General features: G+C 72.2%; 18 protein-coding genes and 1 tRNA gene. 15 read left to right on the top strand and 4 right to left on the bottom strand.

All coding sequences use genetic code 11. From position 1 onward, the window contains the following. Window position 1: 1 nt before the first annotated feature. The gene (locus tag ACIOWN_RS25190) at window positions 2-616 is read right to left on the bottom strand and encodes a 5-formyltetrahydrofolate cyclo-ligase (RefSeq protein WP_401983377.1); all 615 of its coding nucleotides are present in this window, start codon (window positions 614-616) and stop codon (window positions 2-4) included. 103 nt (window positions 617-719) lie between these two features. Between ACIOWN_RS25190 and galU the strand changes: the two genes are divergently transcribed. The 8 genes from galU to ACIOWN_RS25150 all read left to right on the top strand — a co-directional run bounded on the left by galU (window position 720) and on the right by ACIOWN_RS25150 (window position 7,337). Then, window positions 720-1,646: a UTP--glucose-1-phosphate uridylyltransferase GalU gene (gene galU, locus ACIOWN_RS25185; protein WP_362345510.1), complete on the top strand. Its 927-nt coding sequence runs from the start codon at window positions 720-722 to the stop codon at window positions 1,644-1,646. A 5-nt stretch (window positions 1,647-1,651) separates the two neighbouring features. Next, window positions 1,652-2,974, top strand: a complete 1,323-nt coding sequence (gene glp, locus ACIOWN_RS25180) for a gephyrin-like molybdotransferase Glp (protein ID WP_401983376.1) — start codon at window positions 1,652-1,654, stop codon at window positions 2,972-2,974. Window positions 2,975-3,060: 86 nt separating this feature from the next. Next, complete coding sequence (gene moaC, locus ACIOWN_RS25175) at window positions 3,061-3,573, top strand: cyclic pyranopterin monophosphate synthase MoaC (RefSeq protein ID WP_362345506.1); 513 nt, start codon at window positions 3,061-3,063, stop codon at window positions 3,571-3,573. Next, window positions 3,570-4,112: a molybdenum cofactor biosynthesis protein B gene (locus ACIOWN_RS25170; RefSeq protein ID WP_401983375.1), complete on the top strand. Its 543-nt coding sequence runs from the start codon at window positions 3,570-3,572 to the stop codon at window positions 4,110-4,112. Before moaC ends, ACIOWN_RS25170 begins: the two co-directional genes overlap by 4 nt. A 20-nt stretch (window positions 4,113-4,132) precedes the next feature. Next, window positions 4,133-4,759, top strand: a complete 627-nt coding sequence (locus tag ACIOWN_RS25165) for a GNAT family protein (RefSeq protein ID WP_362345503.1) — start codon at window positions 4,133-4,135, stop codon at window positions 4,757-4,759. Window positions 4,760-4,954: 195 nt separating this feature from the next. Then, window positions 4,955-6,193: a gephyrin-like molybdotransferase receptor GlpR gene (gene glpR, locus ACIOWN_RS25160; protein WP_362345501.1), complete on the top strand. Its 1,239-nt coding sequence runs from the start codon at window positions 4,955-4,957 to the stop codon at window positions 6,191-6,193. Window positions 6,194-6,267: 74 nt separating this feature from the next. Then, window positions 6,268-6,341, top strand: a tRNA-Ala gene (locus ACIOWN_RS25155). Window positions 6,342-7,037: 696 nt separating this feature from the next. Then, entirely contained in the window at window positions 7,038-7,337 is a 300-nt protein-coding gene (locus ACIOWN_RS25150) for a hypothetical protein (protein ID WP_401983374.1), read from the top strand. A gap of 256 nt (window positions 7,338-7,593) precedes the next feature. Here the strand turns inward: ACIOWN_RS25150 and ACIOWN_RS25145 are convergent, their stop codons facing one another. Further along, window positions 7,594-8,076 carry a GNAT family N-acetyltransferase gene (locus ACIOWN_RS25145; protein WP_362345497.1) on the bottom strand — a complete coding sequence of 161 codons (483 nt, stop codon included), beginning with the start codon at window positions 8,074-8,076 and terminating at the stop codon, window positions 7,594-7,596. An 82-nt stretch (window positions 8,077-8,158) separates the two neighbouring features. On the opposite strand from ACIOWN_RS25145, the gene ACIOWN_RS25140 reads away from it, so the two are divergent. Continuing rightward, window positions 8,159-8,962 carry an exodeoxyribonuclease III gene (locus ACIOWN_RS25140; RefSeq protein ID WP_362345495.1) on the top strand — a complete coding sequence of 268 codons (804 nt, stop codon included), beginning with the start codon at window positions 8,159-8,161 and terminating at the stop codon, window positions 8,960-8,962. A gap of 31 nt (window positions 8,963-8,993) precedes the next feature. Here the strand turns inward: ACIOWN_RS25140 and ACIOWN_RS25135 are convergent, their stop codons facing one another. Further along, window positions 8,994-9,614, bottom strand: coding sequence for a MerR family transcriptional regulator (locus ACIOWN_RS25135; protein ID WP_362345973.1), 621 nt, complete (start codon window positions 9,612-9,614; stop codon window positions 8,994-8,996). A 207-nt stretch (window positions 9,615-9,821) separates the two neighbouring features. On the opposite strand from ACIOWN_RS25135, the gene ACIOWN_RS25130 reads away from it, so the two are divergent. From ACIOWN_RS25130 to ACIOWN_RS25115, 4 genes are read left to right on the top strand one after another with little or no spacing between them, the layout of a single operon-like run. Then, the gene (locus ACIOWN_RS25130) at window positions 9,822-11,387 is read left to right on the top strand and encodes an NAD(P)/FAD-dependent oxidoreductase (RefSeq protein ID WP_362345493.1); all 1,566 of its coding nucleotides are present in this window, start codon (window positions 9,822-9,824) and stop codon (window positions 11,385-11,387) included. Further along, the gene (locus tag ACIOWN_RS25125; protein WP_401983373.1) at window positions 11,384-12,439 is read left to right on the top strand and encodes an alpha/beta fold hydrolase; all 1,056 of its coding nucleotides are present in this window, start codon (window positions 11,384-11,386) and stop codon (window positions 12,437-12,439) included. The genes ACIOWN_RS25130 and ACIOWN_RS25125 overlap by 4 nt, the downstream gene beginning before the upstream one ends. After that, window positions 12,436-13,329 carry an SDR family oxidoreductase gene (locus ACIOWN_RS25120; protein WP_362345489.1) on the top strand — a complete coding sequence of 298 codons (894 nt, stop codon included), beginning with the start codon at window positions 12,436-12,438 and terminating at the stop codon, window positions 13,327-13,329. The genes ACIOWN_RS25125 and ACIOWN_RS25120 overlap by 4 nt, the downstream gene beginning before the upstream one ends. Window positions 13,330-13,334: 5 nt before the next feature. Next, complete coding sequence (locus tag ACIOWN_RS25115) at window positions 13,335-13,613, top strand: hypothetical protein (RefSeq protein WP_362345487.1); 279 nt, start codon at window positions 13,335-13,337, stop codon at window positions 13,611-13,613. Between the two features lie 122 nt (window positions 13,614-13,735). Here ACIOWN_RS25115 and ACIOWN_RS25110 read toward each other — a convergent pair whose 3' ends face one another. Further along, the gene (locus ACIOWN_RS25110) at window positions 13,736-17,371 is read right to left on the bottom strand and encodes a S41 family peptidase (RefSeq protein WP_401983372.1); all 3,636 of its coding nucleotides are present in this window, start codon (window positions 17,369-17,371) and stop codon (window positions 13,736-13,738) included. A 155-nt stretch (window positions 17,372-17,526) separates the two neighbouring features. On the opposite strand from ACIOWN_RS25110, the gene ACIOWN_RS25105 reads away from it, so the two are divergent. After that, window positions 17,527-18,123 (top strand): TetR/AcrR family transcriptional regulator, encoded by a 597-nt coding sequence (locus tag ACIOWN_RS25105; protein WP_362345483.1) that lies wholly within the window; start codon window positions 17,527-17,529, stop codon window positions 18,121-18,123. A gap of 104 nt (window positions 18,124-18,227) precedes the next feature. After that, the gene (locus ACIOWN_RS25100; protein ID WP_401983371.1) at window positions 18,228-20,444 is read left to right on the top strand and encodes an MMPL family transporter; all 2,217 of its coding nucleotides are present in this window, start codon (window positions 18,228-18,230) and stop codon (window positions 20,442-20,444) included. Window positions 20,445-20,479 lie beyond the last annotated feature (35 nt).

Genomic DNA, 20,479 nt, shown 5'->3' with positions numbered 1-20,479 from the left:
GTCAGGTGAAGCGGCGTACGCCCGACGGTGTCACCACGGCCTGCACCGGACGGTCGTGGGACTCCTCGGGAATGTGCTCCACGACCTCCGTGTCGTACAGCAGGACCACGAGGGCGGGATGTGCCCGCGCCGCCTCCAGGCGGGCCAGGACACGGTCGTAGGATCCGCCGCCGCGCCCCAGGCGCATCCCGCGCGCGTCGACGGCCAGGCCGGGCAGCAGAACCACGTCGGCGGTCGTCACGGCGTCCGGGCCGAGGCGCTCTCCGGTCGGCTCGAACAGTGCCATCCGCCCGCCGTGCTGCACGCGCGCGAGGGAGCCCTCCCCGGTGTACGCGCCCCAGTCCAGGTCGTTGTCGGGCAGCAGGGCGGGCAGCAGCACGCGCGCGCCCCGCGCGCGCAGCGCGTCGAGCAGCGCGGGGGTTCCCGGTTCGGTGCCCACGGAGACGTACGCGGCGATCGTGCGCGCCTGAGTCAGCTCGGGCAGTTCCAGGGCGCGCTCCGCCAGCGCGTGCGCGGCCTCCCGCACTTCATCCACGGTCAATGTCTTCCTCACCGTGAGGATTTCTCGTCGCAAGGTTCGCTTGGCAGGGTCCGCACTGCGTCCGATGTGGCTCACTTGTCCTTCCGTACCCTTCCTTAATCCGGCATTTCTTTTCATATGAGAGTCAATTAACCGGAGAGGCAGATTCCCCGCAAAGGCAGCGGATAGGGTTGCGGCCATGACACAGGCGCACCCCAGGATCAGCAAGGCTGTCATTCCCGCGGCAGGTCTTGGCACCCGGTTCCTGCCGGCCACCAAGGCCACTCCCAAGGAGATGCTGCCGGTCGTCGACAAGCCGGCGATCCAGTATGTGGTCGAGGAAGCCGTCTCCGCGGGCCTCGACGACGTCCTCATGGTGACCGGTCGCAACAAGCGGCCCCTGGAGGACCACTTCGACCGCAACTACGAGCTGGAGTCGGCCCTGGAGAAGAAGGGCGACGGCGAGCGGCTCGCCAAGGTGCAGGAGTCCAGCGACCTCGCGACGATGCACTACGTCCGCCAGGGCGACCCCAAGGGCCTGGGCCACGCCGTGCTCTGCGCCGCCCCGCACGTGGGCAGCGAGCCCTTCGCCGTCCTGCTCGGCGACGACCTGATCGACCCCCGCGACCCGCTGCTCCAGCGGATGATCGAGGTCCAGGAGACCTACGGCGGCAGCGTGATCGCCCTCATGGAGGTCACGCCCGAGCAGATCCACCTCTACGGCTGCGCTGCCGTGGAGGCCACCGAGAACGGCGACGTCGTCCGGGTGACCGGTCTGGTCGAGAAGCCGGACGCGGCGCAGGCCCCCTCCAACTACGCGATCATCGGCCGTTACGTCCTCGACCCGCACATCTTCGACGTACTCCGCAAGACCGAGCCCGGTCGCGGCGGCGAGATCCAGCTCACGGACGCCCTCCAGCACCTGGCCGAGGCGCACGCGTCGGCGGCCACCGACGAGCAGCGGGCCGGCGGTCCGGTGCACGGCGTCGTCTTCAAGGGCCGCCGCTACGACACCGGTGACCGCGGCGACTATCTGCGTGCCATTGTCAGACTCGCGTGCGAACGTGAAGACCTGGGCCCGGACTTCAGGGCCTGGCTTCAGCGGTACGTAGCCGAGGAGATGTAACGACGTTGAGCAGCGCCGAGCCCCGCACCGCCGGCCCGGACCACCTGTGGTCGGTGGACGAGCACCTGGAGGACATCCTCACCACCGTCCGCCCCCTGGAACCCATCGAGCTGCAGCTGCTCGACGCCCAGGGCTGCGTCCTGGTCGACGACGTGACGGTGCCGCTCTCCCTGCCGCCGTTCGACAACAGCTCCATGGACGGCTACGCGGTGCGGCTCGCGGACGTCTCGGGCGCGAGCGAGGAGTTCCCGGCCGCCCTGGAGGTCGTCGGGGACGTCGCGGCGGGCGCGGCCGGCCTGCTCCGGGTGGGGCCGGGACAGGCGGCGCGGATCATGACCGGTGCCCCGCTGCCGCCGGGGGCCGAGGCGGTCGTCCCCGTGGAGTGGACGGACGGAGGGCTCGGCGAGGGCCCGGTGAACACGATGCGCGCCCGCAGCCTCGCCCCCGAGGGCGCCGGCGGGCACGTACGCGTGTACCGGCCCGCCGAGGCACGCGCGCACGTGCGCGCGAAGGGCAGCGACGTGGAGGCGGGAGAGTGCGCCCTGCGGGCCGGAACGGTCCTCGGGCCGCCGCAGATCGCGCTGCTCGCCGCGATCGGGCTCGGCACGGTCCTGGTGCGTCCGCGCCCGCGCGTGGTGGTGATGTCCACCGGCAGCGAACTCGTCCAGCCCGACGAGCAGCTCGGCGACGGCCAGATCTACGACTCCAACAGCTTCGCCCTGACCGCGGCCGCCCGGGACGCGGGAGCCATCGCCTACCGGGTGGGCGCCGTCCCCGACGACCCCGACACCCTGCGCTCCACCATCGAGGACCAGCTCGTCCGCGCCGACCTGCTGGTCACCACCGGCGGGGTGAGCGTGGGCGCGTACGACGTGGTCAAGGAGGCGCTGTCCCACGTGGGGGACGAGGACGAGCCGGGCGGCGGAGTGGAGTTCCGCAAGCTCGCCATGCAGCCCGGCAAGCCGCAGGGCTTCGGGACCGTCGGCGCCGACCACGTCCCGCTGCTGGCCCTGCCGGGCAACCCGGTGTCCTCGTACGTCTCCTTCGAGCTGTTCGTCCGCCCCGTCATCCGCACCCTGATGGGCCTTCGGGACGTCCACCGGCCGACCGCCCGCGCGACGCTGGCCGCGGACCGGGCGCTGACCTCGCCGAAGGGACGCAGGCAGTTCCTGCGCGGGGTGCACGCGGACGGCGAGGTCAGGCCCGTGGGAGGCGCCGGATCCCATCTGGTCGCCGCCCTCGCGCTGGCCGACGCGCTCATCGTCGTGCCCGAGGACACCGAGTCCGTCGAGCCCGGCGCCGAGGTCGAGGTGGTCCTGCTCGGCTGAGCCGCGCGGGGTGGCGGTACCGTGTCGCGCACAACAGGCCCGTGCGCCGCACGGCGACGGGCCCGGACCTGGAGCCCCACACGATCATGACTGTGCCATCCCGGGGGGAGACCCCCGGACCCCCAGCGCCGGACCGGCTGACGCACATCGACGACGCGGGCGCGGCCCGCATGGTCGACGTCTCCGGCAAGGACGTGACCGCGCGCACCGCCCGCGCCAGCGGCCGCGTCCTCGTCTCGCCCCGCGTGGTCGAGCTGCTGCGCGGCGAGGGGGTGCCCAAGGGCGACGCCCTCGCCACCGCGCGGATCGCCGGGATCATGGGCGCCAAGCGCACCCCGGACCTCATCCCGCTGTGCCACCCGCTGTCGGTGTCCGGTGTGAGACTGGAGCTGTCGGTCGCGGACGACGCCGTGGAGATCGAGGCCACGGTGAGGACCACGGACCGCACGGGCGTCGAGATGGAGGCGCTCACCGCGGTGTCCGTCGCCGCGCTCACCGTGATCGACATGGTCAAGGCGGTCGACAAGGGAGCGGTCATCACGGACGTACGGGTGGAGGAGAAGACGGGCGGCAAGTCGGGCGACTGGAGCCGGACATGACACTGGACGCGTCGGCCGGAGGCGCGCTGCTCGCGCCGTACAGCGCTCTTGTGGTCACGGCCTCCAATCGGGCCGCCGCCGGGGTCTACGAGGACACGGGCGGTCCGCTGGTCGCCGAGGGCCTGCGGCGCGCCGGCTTCGCCGTCGACGGGCCGCAGGCCGTACCGGACGGGGACCCGGTGGAGGCCGCGCTGCGCGCCGCCGTCGAGGCCGGTTACGACGCCGTCGTCACCACCGGAGGCACCGGCGTCTCGCCCACCGACCGCACGCCCGAGGCCACCCGCCGGGTGATCGAGACCGAGGTGCCGGGCATCGCGGAGGCCATCCGGGCGTTCGGCATGCGGAAGGTGCCGACCGCGGCGCTGTCCCGGGGGCTGGCCGGAGTGGCCGGAGGGACGCTGATCGTCAACCTGCCGGGCTCGACGGGCGGGGTGAAGGACGGACTGGCCGTCCTGGAACCGCTGTTGAGGCACGCCGTCGACCAGGTGCGCGGCGGCGACCACGCCAGACCCGGTGCCGGCAGTGGGGGTGCGAGCTGAACAGCCCATCCTGGCCCGTCGTGCTCGCGGAGGGCGATGTCGTCCTCCGGCCGATAAAGCTGCGCGACCAGCGGGCCTGGCGCGAGGTGAACCGGCGCAACCGGGACTGGCTCAGGCCCTGGGAGGCGACGATTCCGCCGCCCACGCCCAGCGGGCCCATCACGCACCGGCCGACCTACCGGCAGATGGTGCGCCACCTCAGGTCGGAGGCGCACGCGGGCCGGATGCTGCCGTTCGTCATCGAGTACCAGGGGCGCCTGGTGGGGCAGTTGACGGTCGCGGGGATCACCTGGGGCTCGATGTGCTCGGGCCACGTCGGCTACTGGGTCGACGAGTCGGTGGCCGGCCGCGGGGTGATGCCGACGGCCGTGGCGATGGTGGTGGACCACTGTTTCCGCACGGTGGGGCTGCACCGCATGGAGGTCTGCATTCGGCCCGAGAACGGTCCGAGCCGGCGCGTGGTGGAGAAACTCGGATTCCGCGAGGAGGGCCTGCGGCCCCGTTATCTCCACATCGACGGTGCCTGGCGCGATCACATGGTGTTCGCGCTCACCGCGGAGGAGGTGCCCGACGGGCTGCTGAACCGCTGGCGCCGGACCCGTTCCCTGCGGACGCCGAAGGGGAATCGCACCTCACCCGGAAATTGAATGAATGTTCGAAATTGATCGGCCGGCGATCTGAACCGGACCCGCTCCCGATCGTGCGGGTGGCAATGAATTCCCCTCCTTGACGTCCTGTTGATCACATCGATCGCAAAAAAAGTTCGAAATATCAGCCAGATCGTGCGACACACCGGCGCAATTGGCAGATGGCCTCACGCAAACCCCTCTACCGTGTGAGGCGTGAGCAGCAGCGGCCTCATCTACGCAGTCATCGTCGGGGCCTGGGCCGCCTACTTGGTGCCGATGTGGCTCCGTAGGCAGGACGAGCTGAACGAGGCCCGTCCGACGGAACGCTTCAGCACCGCCATCCGGTTCCTGTCCGGACGGGCGGGGATGGAGCGCCGGTACGCCAAGGACCTCAGGGCGCGCTCCGCCGAGGAGGGGGAGCCCGCCGACGGGGAGCCGGACGCCGTCACCGACTCGGTGGACGTCCGGGCCTTCGCCATGCCCCCGGACCGTTCTTCGCCGGAGCGCCGGCAGCCGCCGGCACGGGACGGGCGGGAACCGGCCCGCGGCCACGACGAGCGCGAGCCGGCCGCCAAGCCGGCCGCCCGGGCCGCGTCACCGGCGGCGGCACCGCCGGCCGGCGTGTCCGCGCGTCCGCCCGCCGAGGCGTCCGCGCACCCGCGGGTACCCGCTACCCGGCGCCCGCCGCGCGCGGAGGTGTCCGCGGCGCGTGCCCGGCGCTCGAAGGTCCTCGCCCGCCGCAGACGCACCACCGTCATCCTCTTCCTCGCCTTCACCCTCGGCGCGATCGTCGCCGCGGTCGGCGGGCTCACCTTCCTGTGGGCGCCCGGAGCGCCCGCCGTGCTGCTCAGCGCGTACATCGCGTACCTGCGCTCCCAGGAACGGCACCGCTTCGCCTACCAGATGGACCGCCGCCGCGCCGAGGTCGCCGCGCAGCGGCTGCGCGAGAGCCGCCGTCAGCCGCGTCGGCGCACACCTCTGGATCCCGCCGCGGACGAGCCCGACGCGGGCCCCGAGCCGGAGACGGACCCGGACCTGTCCGCCCTCGCCGCCGACCGGCGGGCCCTGGTCGAGCAGACCGACCACGCCGAGTGGCTCGACCAGCAGCGCGAGCGCCAGCACCGCCCCGGCCAGGGCGACAGCTGGGACCCGGTGCCGGTGCCGCTGCCCACCTACGTCACCGCCCCGGTCGCCCCGCGTGCCACCTCCGACGTGGACCTCGGCGCGCCGGACGCCTGGAGCTCGGCGCGGTCCTCCGCCGCCGTGCCGGAACAGGAGGCGGCGGCCCCGGCCACGCCCGAACCGGAGCCGCACACCGAGGACAGGCCCGCCGCCGACGGCCGCACCGACGCCCGCCGCGCAGCCTCGGCCCGCCGCTCCCGCGAGCGCGGCCGCACCCCGCTCTTCGACCAGTACGAGGAGGGCGACCGCCCCCGCGCGGCCAATGAGTGACTCCCGCCCCTGACCAGCCCGGCAACGGATTACCAACCACCCGGACGAGGATGCTAGAGTTTCACTCGTTGCAAGGGCCTGTGGCGCAGTCCGGTAGCGCACCTCGTTCGCATCGAGGGGGCCAGGGGTTCAAATCCCCTCAGGTCCACGCAGCTCAAAGCCCCGGTCGGGAAACCGACCGGGGCTTTGACGTGTCGTGCGGCAGCGAAGTACGGCAACCGCTCCGGATCCTGCTGCCCAAGGTGCCCGCCGGGCTTCCGCGGCGCCCGGCGCGTCGGCGGACTGTCCGCACTCGACGACGAGCTGTGTCCAACCGACGCCTGTGGGCCTGGATGTGATCCAACTCCGCTTTTCTGCTGGAGAGTTGACCTACCGGGCAGAGCTGGGCGGCATGCGCTGGTGATCAGACGGCGGTCCTCGCCGGGGTGGCGGTCATGGTCGACAGCCCGCTCAAGATGCGATCGCTCAAAGGGCGGCTAGCGTAGGTGAGAGGGAGCCGGAACCCGGCAGTTCGCCCCTTCCGGTGGATCCTTGAAGACCGCAGCCTCGGCGCATTCGTGAAACCCCCCCGCACTGGGGGACTACGGAGCCGGGCAGGGAAGCTCTTCCCGCCATGACGTGTGGGGGAATTCAAGATCACGTCGCGCATCTTCCATGGCCGCGGCCGACAATCGCGCGTCCGACAGCGCGCAAGTCGATCAAGTGGAAGGCACAGATCATGCAGGCACAGCGTCTGAAGCACCTCTTTGCGGTTACCGCAGCCGGCGTTCTCGTGGCCGGTGGTGCCGCGATCGGTGCGGCGGGGACCGCAGCTGCTGCTCCGGCTCACGCCCCGCAGACCGCCGTGAGCTCCTACGGTGAGGCCGGAGGCGGCGGCCACGGCGGCGGCGGCCACGGCGGCGGCGGCCACGGCGGCGGCCACGGCGGCGGCCACGGCGGCGGCTATGGCGGTCACGGTGGCTATGGCGGTCACGGCGGCTACGGCGGCCACGGCGGCTATGGCGGCCACGGCTACGGCGGCTATGGCGGTCACGGCTATGGCGGCTATGGCGGTCACGGCTACGGCGGCTACGGCGGTCACGGCGGCTATGGCGGCCACGGCTACGGCGGCTATGGCGGTCACGGCTACGGCGGCTACAGGTAGTCACCGCTCAGCGCCTACGGAGCGCGGTGTGTGACCGTTGTACGGCTCTTCAGCCGGAGCACACACGCACACCGCGCCTCCGTCGGCAACTGTGCCGAGTGGGCGACGAGCAAGGTCGGCCGGAGTCACGCTGCGGGAAACCGCGAAGAACTGTGGGCCAGGGTTCGAATTTCATCAGGTCCACGCAGCTCGAAGCCCTGGTCGGGAAACCGGCCAGGGCTTCGACGTGTTTCGCGAAGCCCCCTCCGGGCTCGGGTCAGGGCCGGAGCGGCTTTGCCAGACAGATGCTTGATTCGTACTCACGGTAGTAGCCGAACTTCGTGCACGGTTCGTAGCCGCTGGAGCTGTACAGGGCGACGGCCTCCGGCTGTTGGTCGCCGGTTTCCAGGACCATGCGGAGGCGGCCGGCGTCGCGGGCATCGGCCTCCAGGGCGGCGAGGAGGCGGCGGGCCAGGCCGCGGCCGCGCATCGGCTCGGTCACGTACATACGCTTGAGTTCGGCGTCGCCGTCCTCGTTGCCCTCGGCGTTCTTGTCCTGGCTGCGCCATCCGCCCGTGGCGACGGGGGTGCCGTCCTCGTCGTAGGCGATCAGGTACACGCCGTTCGGCGGCCGGAAGTCGGCCGCGTCGAGGGGGGTGGCGTCGCCGCCGTCGCCGTAGCGGATGTGGTACTCGGCCTGCACCTCGTCGTTCAGCTTGACGGCGTCGGGGTGGTCGAAGGGCACGGGGCGGATGTTCATGTGGGAAACCGTATGTCCAGGCGGAGGAGGGAGGCGGAGGCCTTTGGGAAGACCTCGTCCAGTGTGCCGGTAAGGTGCCCGGGTGCTGACTGTGACCTCCGTCAATGTGAATGGCCTGCGCGCCGCCGCCAAGAAGGGCTTCGTGGAGTGGCTCGCGGGGACCGGGGCCGATGTGCTGTGCCTCCAGGAGGTGCGGGCCGAGCCGCACCAGTTGCCGGAGCCGGTCCGTACGCCGGACGGCTGGTACGTCGTGCACGCGCCGGCCGCGGCCAAGGGACGGGCCGGTGTCTCCCTCTACACCCGCCGCGAACCCGACCGGGTCCGGGTGGGGTTCGGATCGGCCGAGTTCGACGGCAGCGGACGCTATGTCGAGGCCGACCTGCCCGGTGTCACGGTCGTCAGCCTGTACCTGCCGTCCGGCGAGGTCGGCACCGAGCGGCAGGACGAGAAGGTCCGCTTCATGGACGAGTTCCTCGCCCATCTCAAGGAGTTGCGGGAACGGGCCGCCGCCGACGGCCGCGAGGTCCTCGTCTGCGGCGACTGGAACATCGCCCACCAGCAGGCCGACCTCAAGAACTGGCGCGGCAACACCAAGAACTCGGGCTTCCTGCCCGAGGAGCGGGAGTGGCTGAGCACGGTCTTCGCGCCCGAGGCCGGCGGGTACGTCGACGTCGTGCGCGCACTGCACCCGGGCGGCGAGGGACCGTACACCTGGTGGTCCTACCGGGGGCGGGCATTCGACAACGACACTGGATGGCGGATCGACCTCCACGTGGCCACGCCCGGTCTCGCCGCCAGGGCCGTCAAGGGGTACGTCGAGCGGGCGGCCACCCATGCCGAGCGCTGGTCGGACCACGCCCCGGTGACGGTGGTGTACGACCTCTAGGGCCTCTCGTTTGGATCGACCCTAGCCTCCGCTACGGCTGTTTGCGCAGCCGTCGGTCCAGGGCCATCGACACTTCCGCCTCCACCACGCTCTTGGCCAGCGGGCGCAGTCGGCCCAGGTCGTCCTCGGGGCCGTGACGCAGGATCAGGGCGGTGAAGAGTTCGGCGAGCGCGTCGGCGTGTTCGCGGACGCGGCTGCCTGTTTCGAGGACCTCGGCGAGCGGGATGCCCTCGCGGACCAGGGCGGCGGAGACGTCCAGCAGACGGCGGCTGATGTGGACGAGTTCGTCGCCGTCGGTGCCCAGGTAGCCGAGTTCCATGGCGGCGGCCAGGTTCTCGGCGGTGACCTCGCCCGCGAAGTGGTCGGCGAGTTCCTCGGGGGTCAGGCGGACCGGCGTCTCCTCGGTGGGGACGCCGAGGCCCAGCAGGTCGCCGACGTCGCGGCCGTGGTCGAAGGCCTCGGCCAGTTCGGCGATGCCGTTCAGCGTGTGGCCGCGTTCCAGCAGGGCCGAGATCGTGCGCAGCCGGGCCAGGTGGTGGTCGTCGTACCAGGCGATACGGCCCTCGCGGCGCGGTGGCGGGATCAGTTTGCGCTCGCGGTAGAAGCGCAGGGTGCGCACGGTGATGCCGGCCAGCCGGGCCAGCTCCTCCATGCGGTACTCGCGTCGGCCACCGCCTGCTCCACCGTCTCCTGCCACGACAGCAGCCTATGTTGTACCGGCGGTAACTTTTCCTCGGTCGCCCCCCTACCGATCGGTACGGACCTCCTCTACGCTCCCCATTGCGCCAGTGTTCACTGGCAGAGTCGCTGAAGGTTGCACGCGGGTCGCTGTCACGCGAGTCAATGGGAGGGGCGCTCAATGGCCGAGCACGAGGACGAGCACGAGCACCGGCACGGGCGGACGGACCGGCATGTGCGGGTCGCGGTGATCGGGTCCGGCTTCGGTGGCCTGGGCGCCGCCGTGCGGCTGCGCCGGGAGGGGATCACCGACTTCGTCGTGCTGGAGCGGGCCGGCAGCGTCGGCGGTACCTGGCGCGACAACAGCTATCCAGGGTGTGCCTGCGACGTGCCCTCGCACCTGTACTCGTTCTCGTTCGCGCCCAATCCCGACTGGCCGCGCACCTTTTCCGGACAGGAGCACATCCGCGCCTATCTGGAGCACGTCACGGACGTCTTCGGCCTCCGCCCGCACCTGCGCCTCAACTCCGAGGTCACGAGGATGACCTGGGACGGCGAGAGGCTGCGCTGGGACATCGACACCACTGGCGGGAACCTGTCGGCCGACGTCGTGGTCAGCGCGACCGGGCCGCTGTCCGAACCGAGGATCCCGGACATACCCGGGCTCGACTCCTTCCCCGGCAAGGTCTTCCACTCCGCCCGCTGGGACCACGGTCACGACCTCGCGGGCAAGCGGGTCGCGGTGGTCGGCACCGGAGCCTCCGCGATCCAGATCGTGCCGTCCATCCAGCCCGAGGCCGCCCGGCTCACCCTCTTCCAGCGCACCCCGCCGTGGGTGATGCCCCGCGTCGACCGCGAGATCAGCGGCGCCGAGCGCCGGATGCACCGGGCGCTGCCGCTGACCGCGCAACTGCGCCGCGGACTGCTGTGGGGCATACGTGAGTTGCAGGTCCAGGCGTTCACCAGACACCCGGGTCAGCTCGGTTTCGTGGAGCGGCTGGCCAAGGCCAACATGGCCCGTGCCGTCAAGGACCCGGACCTCCGGGCCAGGCTCACCCCCGACTACCGCATCGGCTGCAAGCGGATACTGCTGTCCAGCACCTACTATCCGGCCCTCGCGCAGGACAACGTGGACGTCGTCGCCAGTGGACTGAGCGAGGTCCGCGGGTCGACCGTCGTCGCCGCCGACGGCACCGAGGCCGAGGTGGACACGATCGTCTTCGGCACCGGCTTCCACGTCACCGACATGCCGATCGCCGAGCGGGTCGTCGGCGCGGACGGCCGGACGCTCGCCGAGAGCTGGAAGGACGGCATGGCGGCGCTGCGCGGGGCGTCCGCGGCCGGATTCCCGAACTGGATGACGATCATCGGCCCCAACACCGGCCTCGGGAACTCCTCGATGATCCTGATGATCGAGTCCCAGCTGAACTACCTGGCCGACTACCTGCGCCAACTGCGCGTCCTCGGCGGCCGGGCCGCCCTCGACGCCCGGCCCAGTGCCGTGAACGCCTGGAACCGCAAGGTGCAGGCGCGCATGAAGCGCACGGTGTGGAACACCGGCGGCTGCACCAGCTGGTACCTGGACGCGGGCGGCCGCAACACCACCGTCTGGCCCGGTACGACCACCGAGTTCCGGCAGGCCACACGGCGGGTGGACCTCGCGGAGTACCAGATACTCCGGCCGCCAGGGTCCCGGGGCGCGGCGGGGCGGGTCCCGGCGCTGCGGCCCGTGGAGGTGGACGCGTGAGCCGTCCCGCCCGCCGGACGGCCGAACGCCGCCCGGAGGACCACGCTGCCCAGGAGCCTGCCCCCGAGCCCGTCCCGGATCCGTACGACCCTCCCGTCCCCGCCCGCGAACTCACCGCAGTCTCCGCCGACGGCACCCGGCTGCACGTCGAGGTGCACGGGCCGGCGGACGGCCCCGCCGCCCCGGCCGTCGTCCTCGCCCACGGCTGGACCTGCTCGACCGCCTTCTGGGCCGCGCAGATCCGGGACCTGGCCGCCGGCCACCGCGTCATCGCCTACGACCAGCGCGGGCACGGACGCAGCCCGGCGAGCCGGGGATACGGCACCGACGCGCTCGCCGACGACCTCGAAGCCGTGCTCGCGGCGACGCTCGCGCCCGGCGAGAAGGCGGTGATCGCGGGCCACTCGATGGGCGGGATGACGGTGATGGCCGCGGCCGGCCGGCCCGGCTTCGAGGAACACGCGGCGGCCGTTCTGCTGTGCAGCACGGGCAGTTCGCGGCTGGTGGCCCGGTCGACCGTCGTACCGATCCCGGCCGGCCGGCCGCGCACCTGGCTCACCCGGCGGGTCCTCGGCTCCCGGGTGCCGCTCGGACCGGTCACTCCGCTCGCCCGGCGGATCCTCAAGTACGCCACGATGGGCCCCGGTTCGGCGCCGCGCATGGTCGAGGCGTGCGCGCGGATCGTGCACGCCTGCCCGCGCCGGGTGCGTCACGCCTGGTCGCAGGTGCTGGACGGACTCGATCTCGAAGGCCACGTACGGCGGTTGAGGGTGCCGGTGGCGGTAATCACGGGCACGGCCGACCGGCTGACCCCGCCGGAGCACGCGCGGTCGCTGGTCGCCGCGCTGCCCAACTGCGTTGGCCTGACCGAGCTTTTGGGGCTCGGCCACATGACGCCGGTGGAGGACCCGGGGACGGTCACCGGGAAGATCCGGGAACTTGTCGCCGGGTTCCTCCCCGGGCCGGTCACGGGCCAGGAGCCCGGCCGAGCCACCGCGCACGGAAGCGCACACGAGCAGCACGGCGTCGCACGGATCAGGGAGGGTGCATGAGCAGGGTGAGCCTGGAGGGGCAGGTCGCGGTCGTCACGGGGGCCGCGCGGGGCGTCGGTGAACTGCTCGCCCGCAAACTGTCCGCGCGGGGCGCGAAGATCGCGCTGGTCGGCCTGGAACCGGACCTGCTCGAACAGGTCGGCAAGCGGCTGCACGGCGAGAGCGCCCACTGGCATGCCGACGTCACCGATCACGAGGCGATGGTCCGGGTCGCGGCGGAGGTCGAGGAGCGGTTCGGCAGGGTCGACATCGTGGTCGCCAACGCGGGTGTGGCGAGCGGCGGTCCGTTCGCCGACTCCGATCCCGAGTCCTGGCGGCGGGTGATCGAGGTCAACCTCATCGGATCGGCCGTCACCGGGCGGGCGTTCCTGCCGGCGCTCACCTCGAGCCGCGGCTATCTGCTCCAGATCGCCTCGCTCGCCGCCATCACCCCGGCACCGATGATGACGGCGTACTGCGCCTCCAAGTCCGGCGTGGAGGCGTACGCGCACAGCCTGCGCGCCGAAGTCGGCCACCGGGGCGTGCGGGTGGGCGTCGCCTACCTGTCGTGGACGGACACCGACATGGTGCGCGGGGCCGATCAGGACGACGTCATGCGGGAGTTGAGGCAGCGGCTTCCGTGGCCGGCCGGCCGGACCTATCCGCTGGGTCCCGCGGTGGACCGGATCGTGGCCGGGATCGAGCGGCGTGCCGCCCATGTGTACGGGCAGTGGTGGCTGCGTGGGATGCAGGGCGTGCGCGGGTGGCTGCCGGGTGTGGTGGGCACCGTGGGGCAGCGGGAGGTACGGCGCTTCGCCGACCGGCTGTCGGGAGTGCGGACCGGGCTGGTCGGGGCGGGTGGGGCGGCCGACGAACGGCACCGGTCCGCACCCGCTACGCAACGTCACTGATCGACATGCGCAGGGTCACCGCCCGTGTGAATCTGGTCGAGGCCGACCCCCTGGCCCACTTGGGGATCGGCCTCGACAACACGGGAGTGAACAGCATGGGTATGAAGGACAAGCACCAGGACATGGGCGAGCAGCAGCGGCCGCAGGGAGGCCGGCAGCGCCCCGGCGAGGGCCGCGAGAAGGCCGGGCAGCGCCCGTCCCAGCCGCGTGAGCGCGGGCGTCACGACGCCCACGACACACCTGACGAGATGGAAGACCGTCTCAACCAGGACTACGACCGCTAGCCACGGCCGGCAGTCGGCGTTGTCGCCGAACCCGGCCTCGGCCGTGACGGCGTGACGGCGTGGGGTGTCCCGGATGCCGGGGCACCCCACGTCCCTGCGGGCCCGGCCGCTCAAGTCCCGGCTCAGCGGCGCGGAGGCAGCTTCGGCCGTGAACGGTCGGGAACGTCACGGTAGTCCGGCGGGACCGCCGCCGGGTTGGCCTCCAGGAGTTCCAGGGCCAGTTCGATCGCGTCGTCCATCTCGACATGGCGGCCCTCGGCCCAGTCCAGGGGAGTGCGCAGGCTCTCCACGTCGGGGGTGACGCCGTGGTTCTCGACGGACCAGCCGTAGGCGTCGAACCAGGCCGCGTTCATCGGCACCGTGATCACCGTGCCGTCGCCGAGGCGGTGCCTGCCGGTCATGCCGACCACCCCGCCCCAGGTGCGCTGACCGACGACGGGACCCAGCTTGAGCAGCTTGAAGGCGGCCGTGATCATGTCGCCGTCGGACGAGGTCGCCTCGTCGGCGAGGGCCACGACGGGCCCGCGGGGCGCGTCGGAGGTGTACGACACGGGCTGGGCGTCGCGCGTCAGGTCCCAGCCGAGGATGGTGCGGGTCAGCTTCTCGATGACCAGCTCGCTGATGTGGCCGCCCGCGTTGCCGCGGACGTCGACGATCAGCGCGGGCCGGGACACCTCCATGCGCAGGTCCCGGTTGAACTGCGCCCAGCCGGAGCCGCCCATGTCGGGGATGTGCAGGTAGCCGCACCGGCCGCCGCTCAACTCCCTTACCACGGCCCGGCGTTTTGCCACCCAGTCCTGGTAGCGCAACGGGCGCTCGTCGATCAGCGGCACGACGGCGACCCGGCGCGGCGGTCCCTGGCCCTCCGCGGGGGAGAAGGTCAGCTCCACCGTCGTGCCGCCCGTCCCCGCGAGCAGCGGGTAGGGGCCCGTGACCGGATCCACCGGGCGCCCGTCGACGTGGGTGAGCACCGCGCCCTCGCGGATGCCCGTGCCGGCCAGCGGCGAGCGGGCCTTTGAGTCGGAGGAGTCACCGGGCAGGATCCGCCGGACCACCCAACGGCCGTCGCGGTAGGTCAGGTTGGCGCCGAGCAGGCCCTGGAGGCGCTGGTAGTGCGCCGGGCCCTCGTTGCGGCGGGCGGGGGAGACGTAGGCGTGGGAGGTGCCCAGTTCGCCCAGGACCTCGCGCAGCAGGTCGGCGAACTCGTCCGGGGACGCGACGCGTTCGACCAGCGGGCGGTACTGCGCGAGCACCGCGTTCCAGTCGATGCCGCACATGTCCGGCTCCCAGAAGTAGGCGCGGATCAGCCGGCCCGCCTCCTCGTACGACTGGCGCCACTCGGCGGCCGGGTCGACCACGTGCAGGATCCGGCGCAGGTCGATCCAGGTCGTCGTGTCGCTGTCGCCGACCTCCGTGGACGGCACCGCGCGCAGGTCGCCCTCGTCGACGACGACCAGGCGGGTGCCGTCGCCGCTGACGGCGAAGAAGTCGAGATGGCCGACGAGTTCGTACTTCTTGGCCCGGCTGATGTTGAAGTGCTCCAGGGTCGGCCGGCCGGTGGTGTCGTCCGGGTTGGCGAAGGTCTCGCCCAGGGCGCCGGAGATCGGCCAGCGCAGCCAGACGAGGCCGCCGCCGGCGACCGGGTGCAGTGCCGAGTACTTGGAGGCGATGACGGGGAACGGGGTGACCCTGTTCGCCAGGCCCTCGACCTCCACGGTCACCGCGCCGGACTCGCCGGTCTCCTCGTCCTCGACGGGGTCCAGACCGCCGGCCGCCGGCCGTCCCTCCGGGTTCAGCGCGAAGGGGGACGGGGTCGCGGAGGACAGCGGAACGAGGTAGGGCTTGCAGCCGAGCGGGAAGGACAGGTCCCCGGTGTGCACGTCGTACACCGGGTCGAAGCCGCGCCAGGACAGGAAGGCCAGATACCGGCCGTCCCGGGTGAACACCGGGTTCTCGTCCTCGAAGCGGCCGTTGGTGACGTCGACGATCAGCCGGTCCTGGATCCGCGCCATCCTGATCTGGCGCAGGGACCGTCCGACCCCTGGATGCGACCAGGTCAGCCACGCCCCGTCCGGCGAGAACGCCAGGTCCCGCACGGGCCCGTTCCCGGACCGCACCAACTCGGTGAGCCGCCCACCGGAACCATCGCCGGCCCGGGCCCCGGCGCCGGACGCACCGGCCCCGCCGGAACCGTCCGCCGCACCGGTACCGACGCCCCCGCGGGCGTCCGCGGCGGCGGACCCGCCCGCCGTTCCGGCCCCGAGGGGACCACCCGTCGCGTCGGTGGCCGTCGGGCCGTCCGCCGCACCGGTGCCGAGCGGACCATCGGTCGCACCCGCCCCCGGAGCGCCGCCTGCGGTATCGGTGGCGGTCGGCTTGTCCTGCGCATCGGTGTCGGTCGTCGCGTGCTCGTGCGCCTCCGTGTGGCCCTCGGTCCTGTCCGTGCCGGCCGGCGCGACCGCGGCCGCTTCCGCCGTCTCCTCGCCCCGCCCCGTGACCGCGGCCACCTCCTGTGCCGTCTCCTCCTCGTTCAGGTCGCTCACGTCGAGCAGGAGCAGGCGGCCGTCGTGGGAGGCGAGGGCCAGGCGGTCGCCGGCGGGGTCGGAGGCCATTTCCAGGACGCGGCCGAGGTGGCCGGAGGCGAGGCGCCGGGGCGGGCGGGCGCCGGTGGCGCGGGGGAGGTGGGTGATCTCGACGGCGTCCTCGCCGTCCGCGTCGGTGACGTAGGCGACCTGGCCGGTCCCGCCGAGCATCTCCGGCAGCCGGATGCGCACACCGGGCGTGTCGATCAGGGTGCGGGCCGGGCCGTCGCGGTGGGTCAGCCAGTGCAGCGAGCCGCGTACGACGACCGCGCTGGCCCGGCCCGTCTCGTCGACGGAGATGCCGTCGACGTGCTGGGCGGCCGGCACCTGGTAGCGGCGGCGGCCCGCCCGCGGCCCGCTCGTCCGCACCTCCAGCCGGCGCGGGACCGAGTCCGCGGACAGGTCGTCCACCATCCACAGGTCGCCCGCGCACTGGTACACCACCCGCGTGCCGTCGCTGGAGGCGTGCCGGGCGTAGAAGGCGTCGTGGTCGGTGTGCCGGCGCAGGCCGGAGCCGTCGGGCGCGCAGGAGTAGAGGTTGCCCACGCCCTCGTGGTCGGAGAGGAACGCGATCCGGCCGCCGACGAACATCGGCGAGGCCAGATGCCCGCCGATGCCGGCGAGCAGCCGCTGCCCGTGCAGCCACAGCCGGCCCGTGGCGCCGCCCCGGTACCGCTTCCAGGAGGCCGCTTCGTGCGGCGGCGTGCCGGTGAGCAGCAGGGTCTTGTGGCCGCCGTCCACGTCGGCGACCTGGAGGTCGGAGACCGGGCCCCAGGGCAGCTTGCGGCCGGGGGAGCCGTCGGTGCCGACCTTGTAGGCCCAGGTGAAGTAGGAGAACGGCTCGCCGTGGGAGGCGACGGCGAGGATGTCGGTGCGGCCGTGCTCGTCGGGCGGCGCCCACCCGCACACCCGGGTGTCGGTGCTGCCCCAGTAGGTGAGCTGGCGGGCCGGTCCGCCGTCCACCGCGACCAGGTGGATCTCGGGCACCAGACTGCGCCAGCTCGTGTACGCGATGTGCCGCCCGTCGGGCGAGAAGCGGGGTGGGCCGACCTTGGTGCGGTCCACCGTGAGGCGCCAGGCACGGCCCGCTCCGTCGAGCGGCGCCAGCCAGAGGTCGTCCTCGGCCACGAAGCAGAGCAGATCGCCGCTGAGGTGCGGCAGGCGCAGATAACTCACCTTCCCATGCTTTGCCCGGGTATGGGCCACAGCAACTTATGCGGAACCGACAGTCGTGACCCAGGACACGTACGAAACGGTTTCGTTTCGTTCGGCGGGTGCGCTACATTTCTCATGTACGAAACGGTGTCGTTCCCAGCGGGAAGGCGGAGGACATGGCCGAGGTCGCGACCGGGCGCCGGAGCCGTATCACGCCCGAGCGTGAGGCGGAGCTGTACGCCGCCGTACTCGACCTGCTTCGCGAGGTCGGCTACGACTCCCTCACCATGGACGCCGTCGCCGCCCGCACGCGGTCCAGCAAGGCCACCCTCTACCGCCAGTGGGGCGGGAAGGCCGAACTCGTCGTGCGGGCCATGCGGCACGGCAAGCCGACACGGCTCGACGCGATCGACACCGGAGCGCTCCGCACCGACCTGCACGCCCTCGTCCGCGAGGACGACTGCGCCATGGAGCAGAACTCCGCGCTGATCCGGGCCCTGGCCATGGCCATGCACACCAACCCGGAGCTCAGACAGGCCTTCCGGGACCAGCTCATCGAACCGGAGATGGCCGCGTTCCGCAGCCTGCTGCAACGCGCCGTCGACCGGGGCGAGATCCGGGCGGACTGCCCGGCGCTGGACTTCGTGGTGCACATGCTGGCCGGCGGGTTCGTCGTCCGCGCGCTCATCGAGGGCCTGCCGCCGACCCAGGACTTCCTCCATTCGTACCTCGACGCCGTGGTCCTCCCCGCCCTCGGCGTACCGACTTCCTGACACCTCTCCCCAGCAAGCCCACCCTCTGACGTCACCGCTCACGTCCTCGGGCTGATCACCCCTGCCCACCTTCATTCCCACGACATGACCGGGAGTACGTCAACGTGGCCACGTTCCTCTACAGACTCGGCCGCCTCGCCTTCCGGCGACGGCACTTCGTCGCCCTCGCCTGGCTGGTGCTGCTCACCCTCGCCGGTGTCGGCGCGGCCTCCGCGCCGGCCGCCGGAAACACCTCCTTCTCCATTCCGGGAACCGAGGCGCAGAAGGCCTTCGACCTGCTGGAACAGCGGTTCCCCGGCGCGAGCGCCGACGGAGCCACCGCCCGCGTCGTGTTCAAGGCACCGAGCGGCGAGAAGATGACGGACGCCGGGAACAAGGCGACCGTGAAGAAGACGGTCGAGGAGCTGTCCAGCGGCTCGGAGGTCGCCTCCGTGGCCGACCCCTACGAGGTGCACGCCGTCAGCCAGGACGGCACGATCGCCTACGCCTCGGTGCGGTACAAGGTCTCCGGCATGGAGCTGGAGGACTCCTCCCGCACCGCCCTGAAGGAGGCCGCCCAGCACGCACGGGACGCCGGGCTGACCGTGGAGATCGGCGGCGACGCCCTCCAGACCGCGCCGGAGACCGGCGCGAGCGAGGTCATCGGCATCGCGATCGCGGCCGTCGTCCTCGTCATCACCTTCGGCTCGCTCGTCGCGGCCGGACTGCCCCTGCTGACCGCGCTCATCGGCGTCGGCATCGGCGTCTCGACGATCACCGCCCTCGCCAACGCCCTGGACCTGGGCTCCACCACGTCCATCCTGGCCACGATGATCGGCCTCGCGGTCGGCATCGACTACGCACTGTTCATCGTCTCCCGCTACCGCGCCGAACTCGCCGAAGGCCGCGAGCGCGAGGAGGCCGCCGGACGGGCCGTCGGTACGGCGGGATCCGCGGTGGTCTTCGCCGGTCTGACCGTCGTCATCGCCCTCGTGGGCCTGTCCGTGGTCAACATCCCGATGCTGACGAAGATGGGCCTGGCGGCGGCCGGCACGGTCGTCATCGCCGTCCTCATCGCGCTGACGATGATCCCGGCGCTGCTGGGCTACGCGGGCCGCAGGGTCAAGCCGATCGGCGCGACGAGCGGGCTGCTCCGCCGCCGGCGCCCCGCGCCGCAGCCGGAGCGGCCCAACATGGGCACTCGCTGGGCGAGCTTCGTGGTCCGCCGCCCGGTCGCCGTGCTGCTGCTCGGCGTGCTGGGCCTGGGCGCCGCCGCGATCCCGGCCGCCTCCCTCGAACTGGGCCTGCCGGACGACGGCTCCCAGCCCGTCTCCACCACCCAGCGCCGCGCCTACGACCTGCTCTCGGAGGGCTTCGGCCCCGGCTTCAACGGCCCCCTGCTGCTCGTGGTCGACGCCGGCGGCAGCGCCGACCCCAAGGCGTCCTTCACCAAGGTCACCGACGAGATCAAGGGCCTCAAGAACGTCGTGACGGTGACGGAGGCGCAGCCCAACGAGGCCGGCGACACCGCGATGGTGACCGTCGTCCCCGACTCCAAGCCGTCCTCCACCGCCACCGAGGACCTGGTGCACGCCATCCGCGGCGCGGGTGGCGACATCGAGGCGAAGACCGACGCGAAGGTGCTCGTCACCGGCTCCACGGCGATGAACATCGACGTCTCGCAGAAGCTCAACGACGCGCTGCTGCCGTATCTGGCACTGGTGGTCGGCCTGGCCTTCCTGCTGCTGATCGTGGTCTTCCGCTCGGTCCTCGTCCCGCTCAAGGCGGCGCTCGGCTTCCTGCTGTCGGTGCTGGCGGCGCTCGGCGCGGTGGTCGCGGTCTTCCAGTGGGGCTGGCTGTCGGGCCTGATGCACGTCGAGGAGACCGGCCCGGTCATGTCGATGATGCCGATCTTCATGGTGGGCGTCGTCTTCGGCCTCGCGATGGACTACGAGGTCTTCCTCGTCACCCGGATGCGCGAGGCGTACGTCCACGGGGAGGCGCCGGGCCAGGCCGTGGTGACCGGGTTCCGGCACGGGGCGCGGGTGGTGACGGCCGCTGCGGTCATCATGATCGCCGTCTTCTCCGGCTTCATCGGCTCCAGCGAGTCGATGGTCAGGATGATCGGCTTCGGCCTGGCGATCGCGGTGTTCTTCGACGCGTTCATCGTGCGCATGGCGATCGTGCCGGCGGTACTGGCCCTGCTGGGCCGGCGGGCCTGGTGGATGCCGGGGTGGCTGGAGCGCGTACTGCCCGACGTCGACGTGGAGGGTACGGCCCTGCACACCGAGCAGCCGCTCCACGCCGACCCGGACGAACGGCGGGAGCTGGTCGGGGCGTGACCTCGTAGCCCGCCGGAAATGAACGGCCGGTGAGG

The sequence above is a fragment of the Streptomyces sp. NPDC087787 genome (assembly GCF_044743035.1).
GTDB lineage: Bacteria > Actinomycetota > Actinomycetes > Streptomycetales > Streptomycetaceae > Streptomyces.
This window is presented reverse-complemented; position numbering and strand designations above follow the sequence as displayed.

Coding starts and splice junctions, on each gene's coding strand:
- galU (WP_362345510.1), top strand. CDS start 720: ATGACACAGGCGCACCCCAGGATCAGCAAGGCTGTCATTCCCGCGGCA.
- moaC (WP_362345506.1), top strand. CDS start 3,061: ATGACTGTGCCATCCCGGGGGGAGACCCCCGGACCCCCAGCGCCGGAC.
- ACIOWN_RS25170 (WP_401983375.1), top strand. CDS start 3,570: ATGACACTGGACGCGTCGGCCGGAGGCGCGCTGCTCGCGCCGTACAGC.
- ACIOWN_RS25145 (WP_362345497.1), bottom strand. CDS start 8,076: ATGAACATCCGCCCCGTGCCCTTCGACCACCCCGACGCCGTCAAGCTG.
- ACIOWN_RS25135 (WP_362345973.1), bottom strand. CDS start 9,614: ATGGAGGAGCTGGCCCGGCTGGCCGGCATCACCGTGCGCACCCTGCGC.
- ACIOWN_RS25130 (WP_362345493.1), top strand. CDS start 9,822: ATGGCCGAGCACGAGGACGAGCACGAGCACCGGCACGGGCGGACGGAC.
- ACIOWN_RS25120 (WP_362345489.1), top strand. CDS start 12,436: ATGAGCAGGGTGAGCCTGGAGGGGCAGGTCGCGGTCGTCACGGGGGCC.
- ACIOWN_RS25115 (WP_362345487.1), top strand. CDS start 13,335: ATGCGCAGGGTCACCGCCCGTGTGAATCTGGTCGAGGCCGACCCCCTG.
- ACIOWN_RS25105 (WP_362345483.1), top strand. CDS start 17,527: ATGGCCGAGGTCGCGACCGGGCGCCGGAGCCGTATCACGCCCGAGCGT.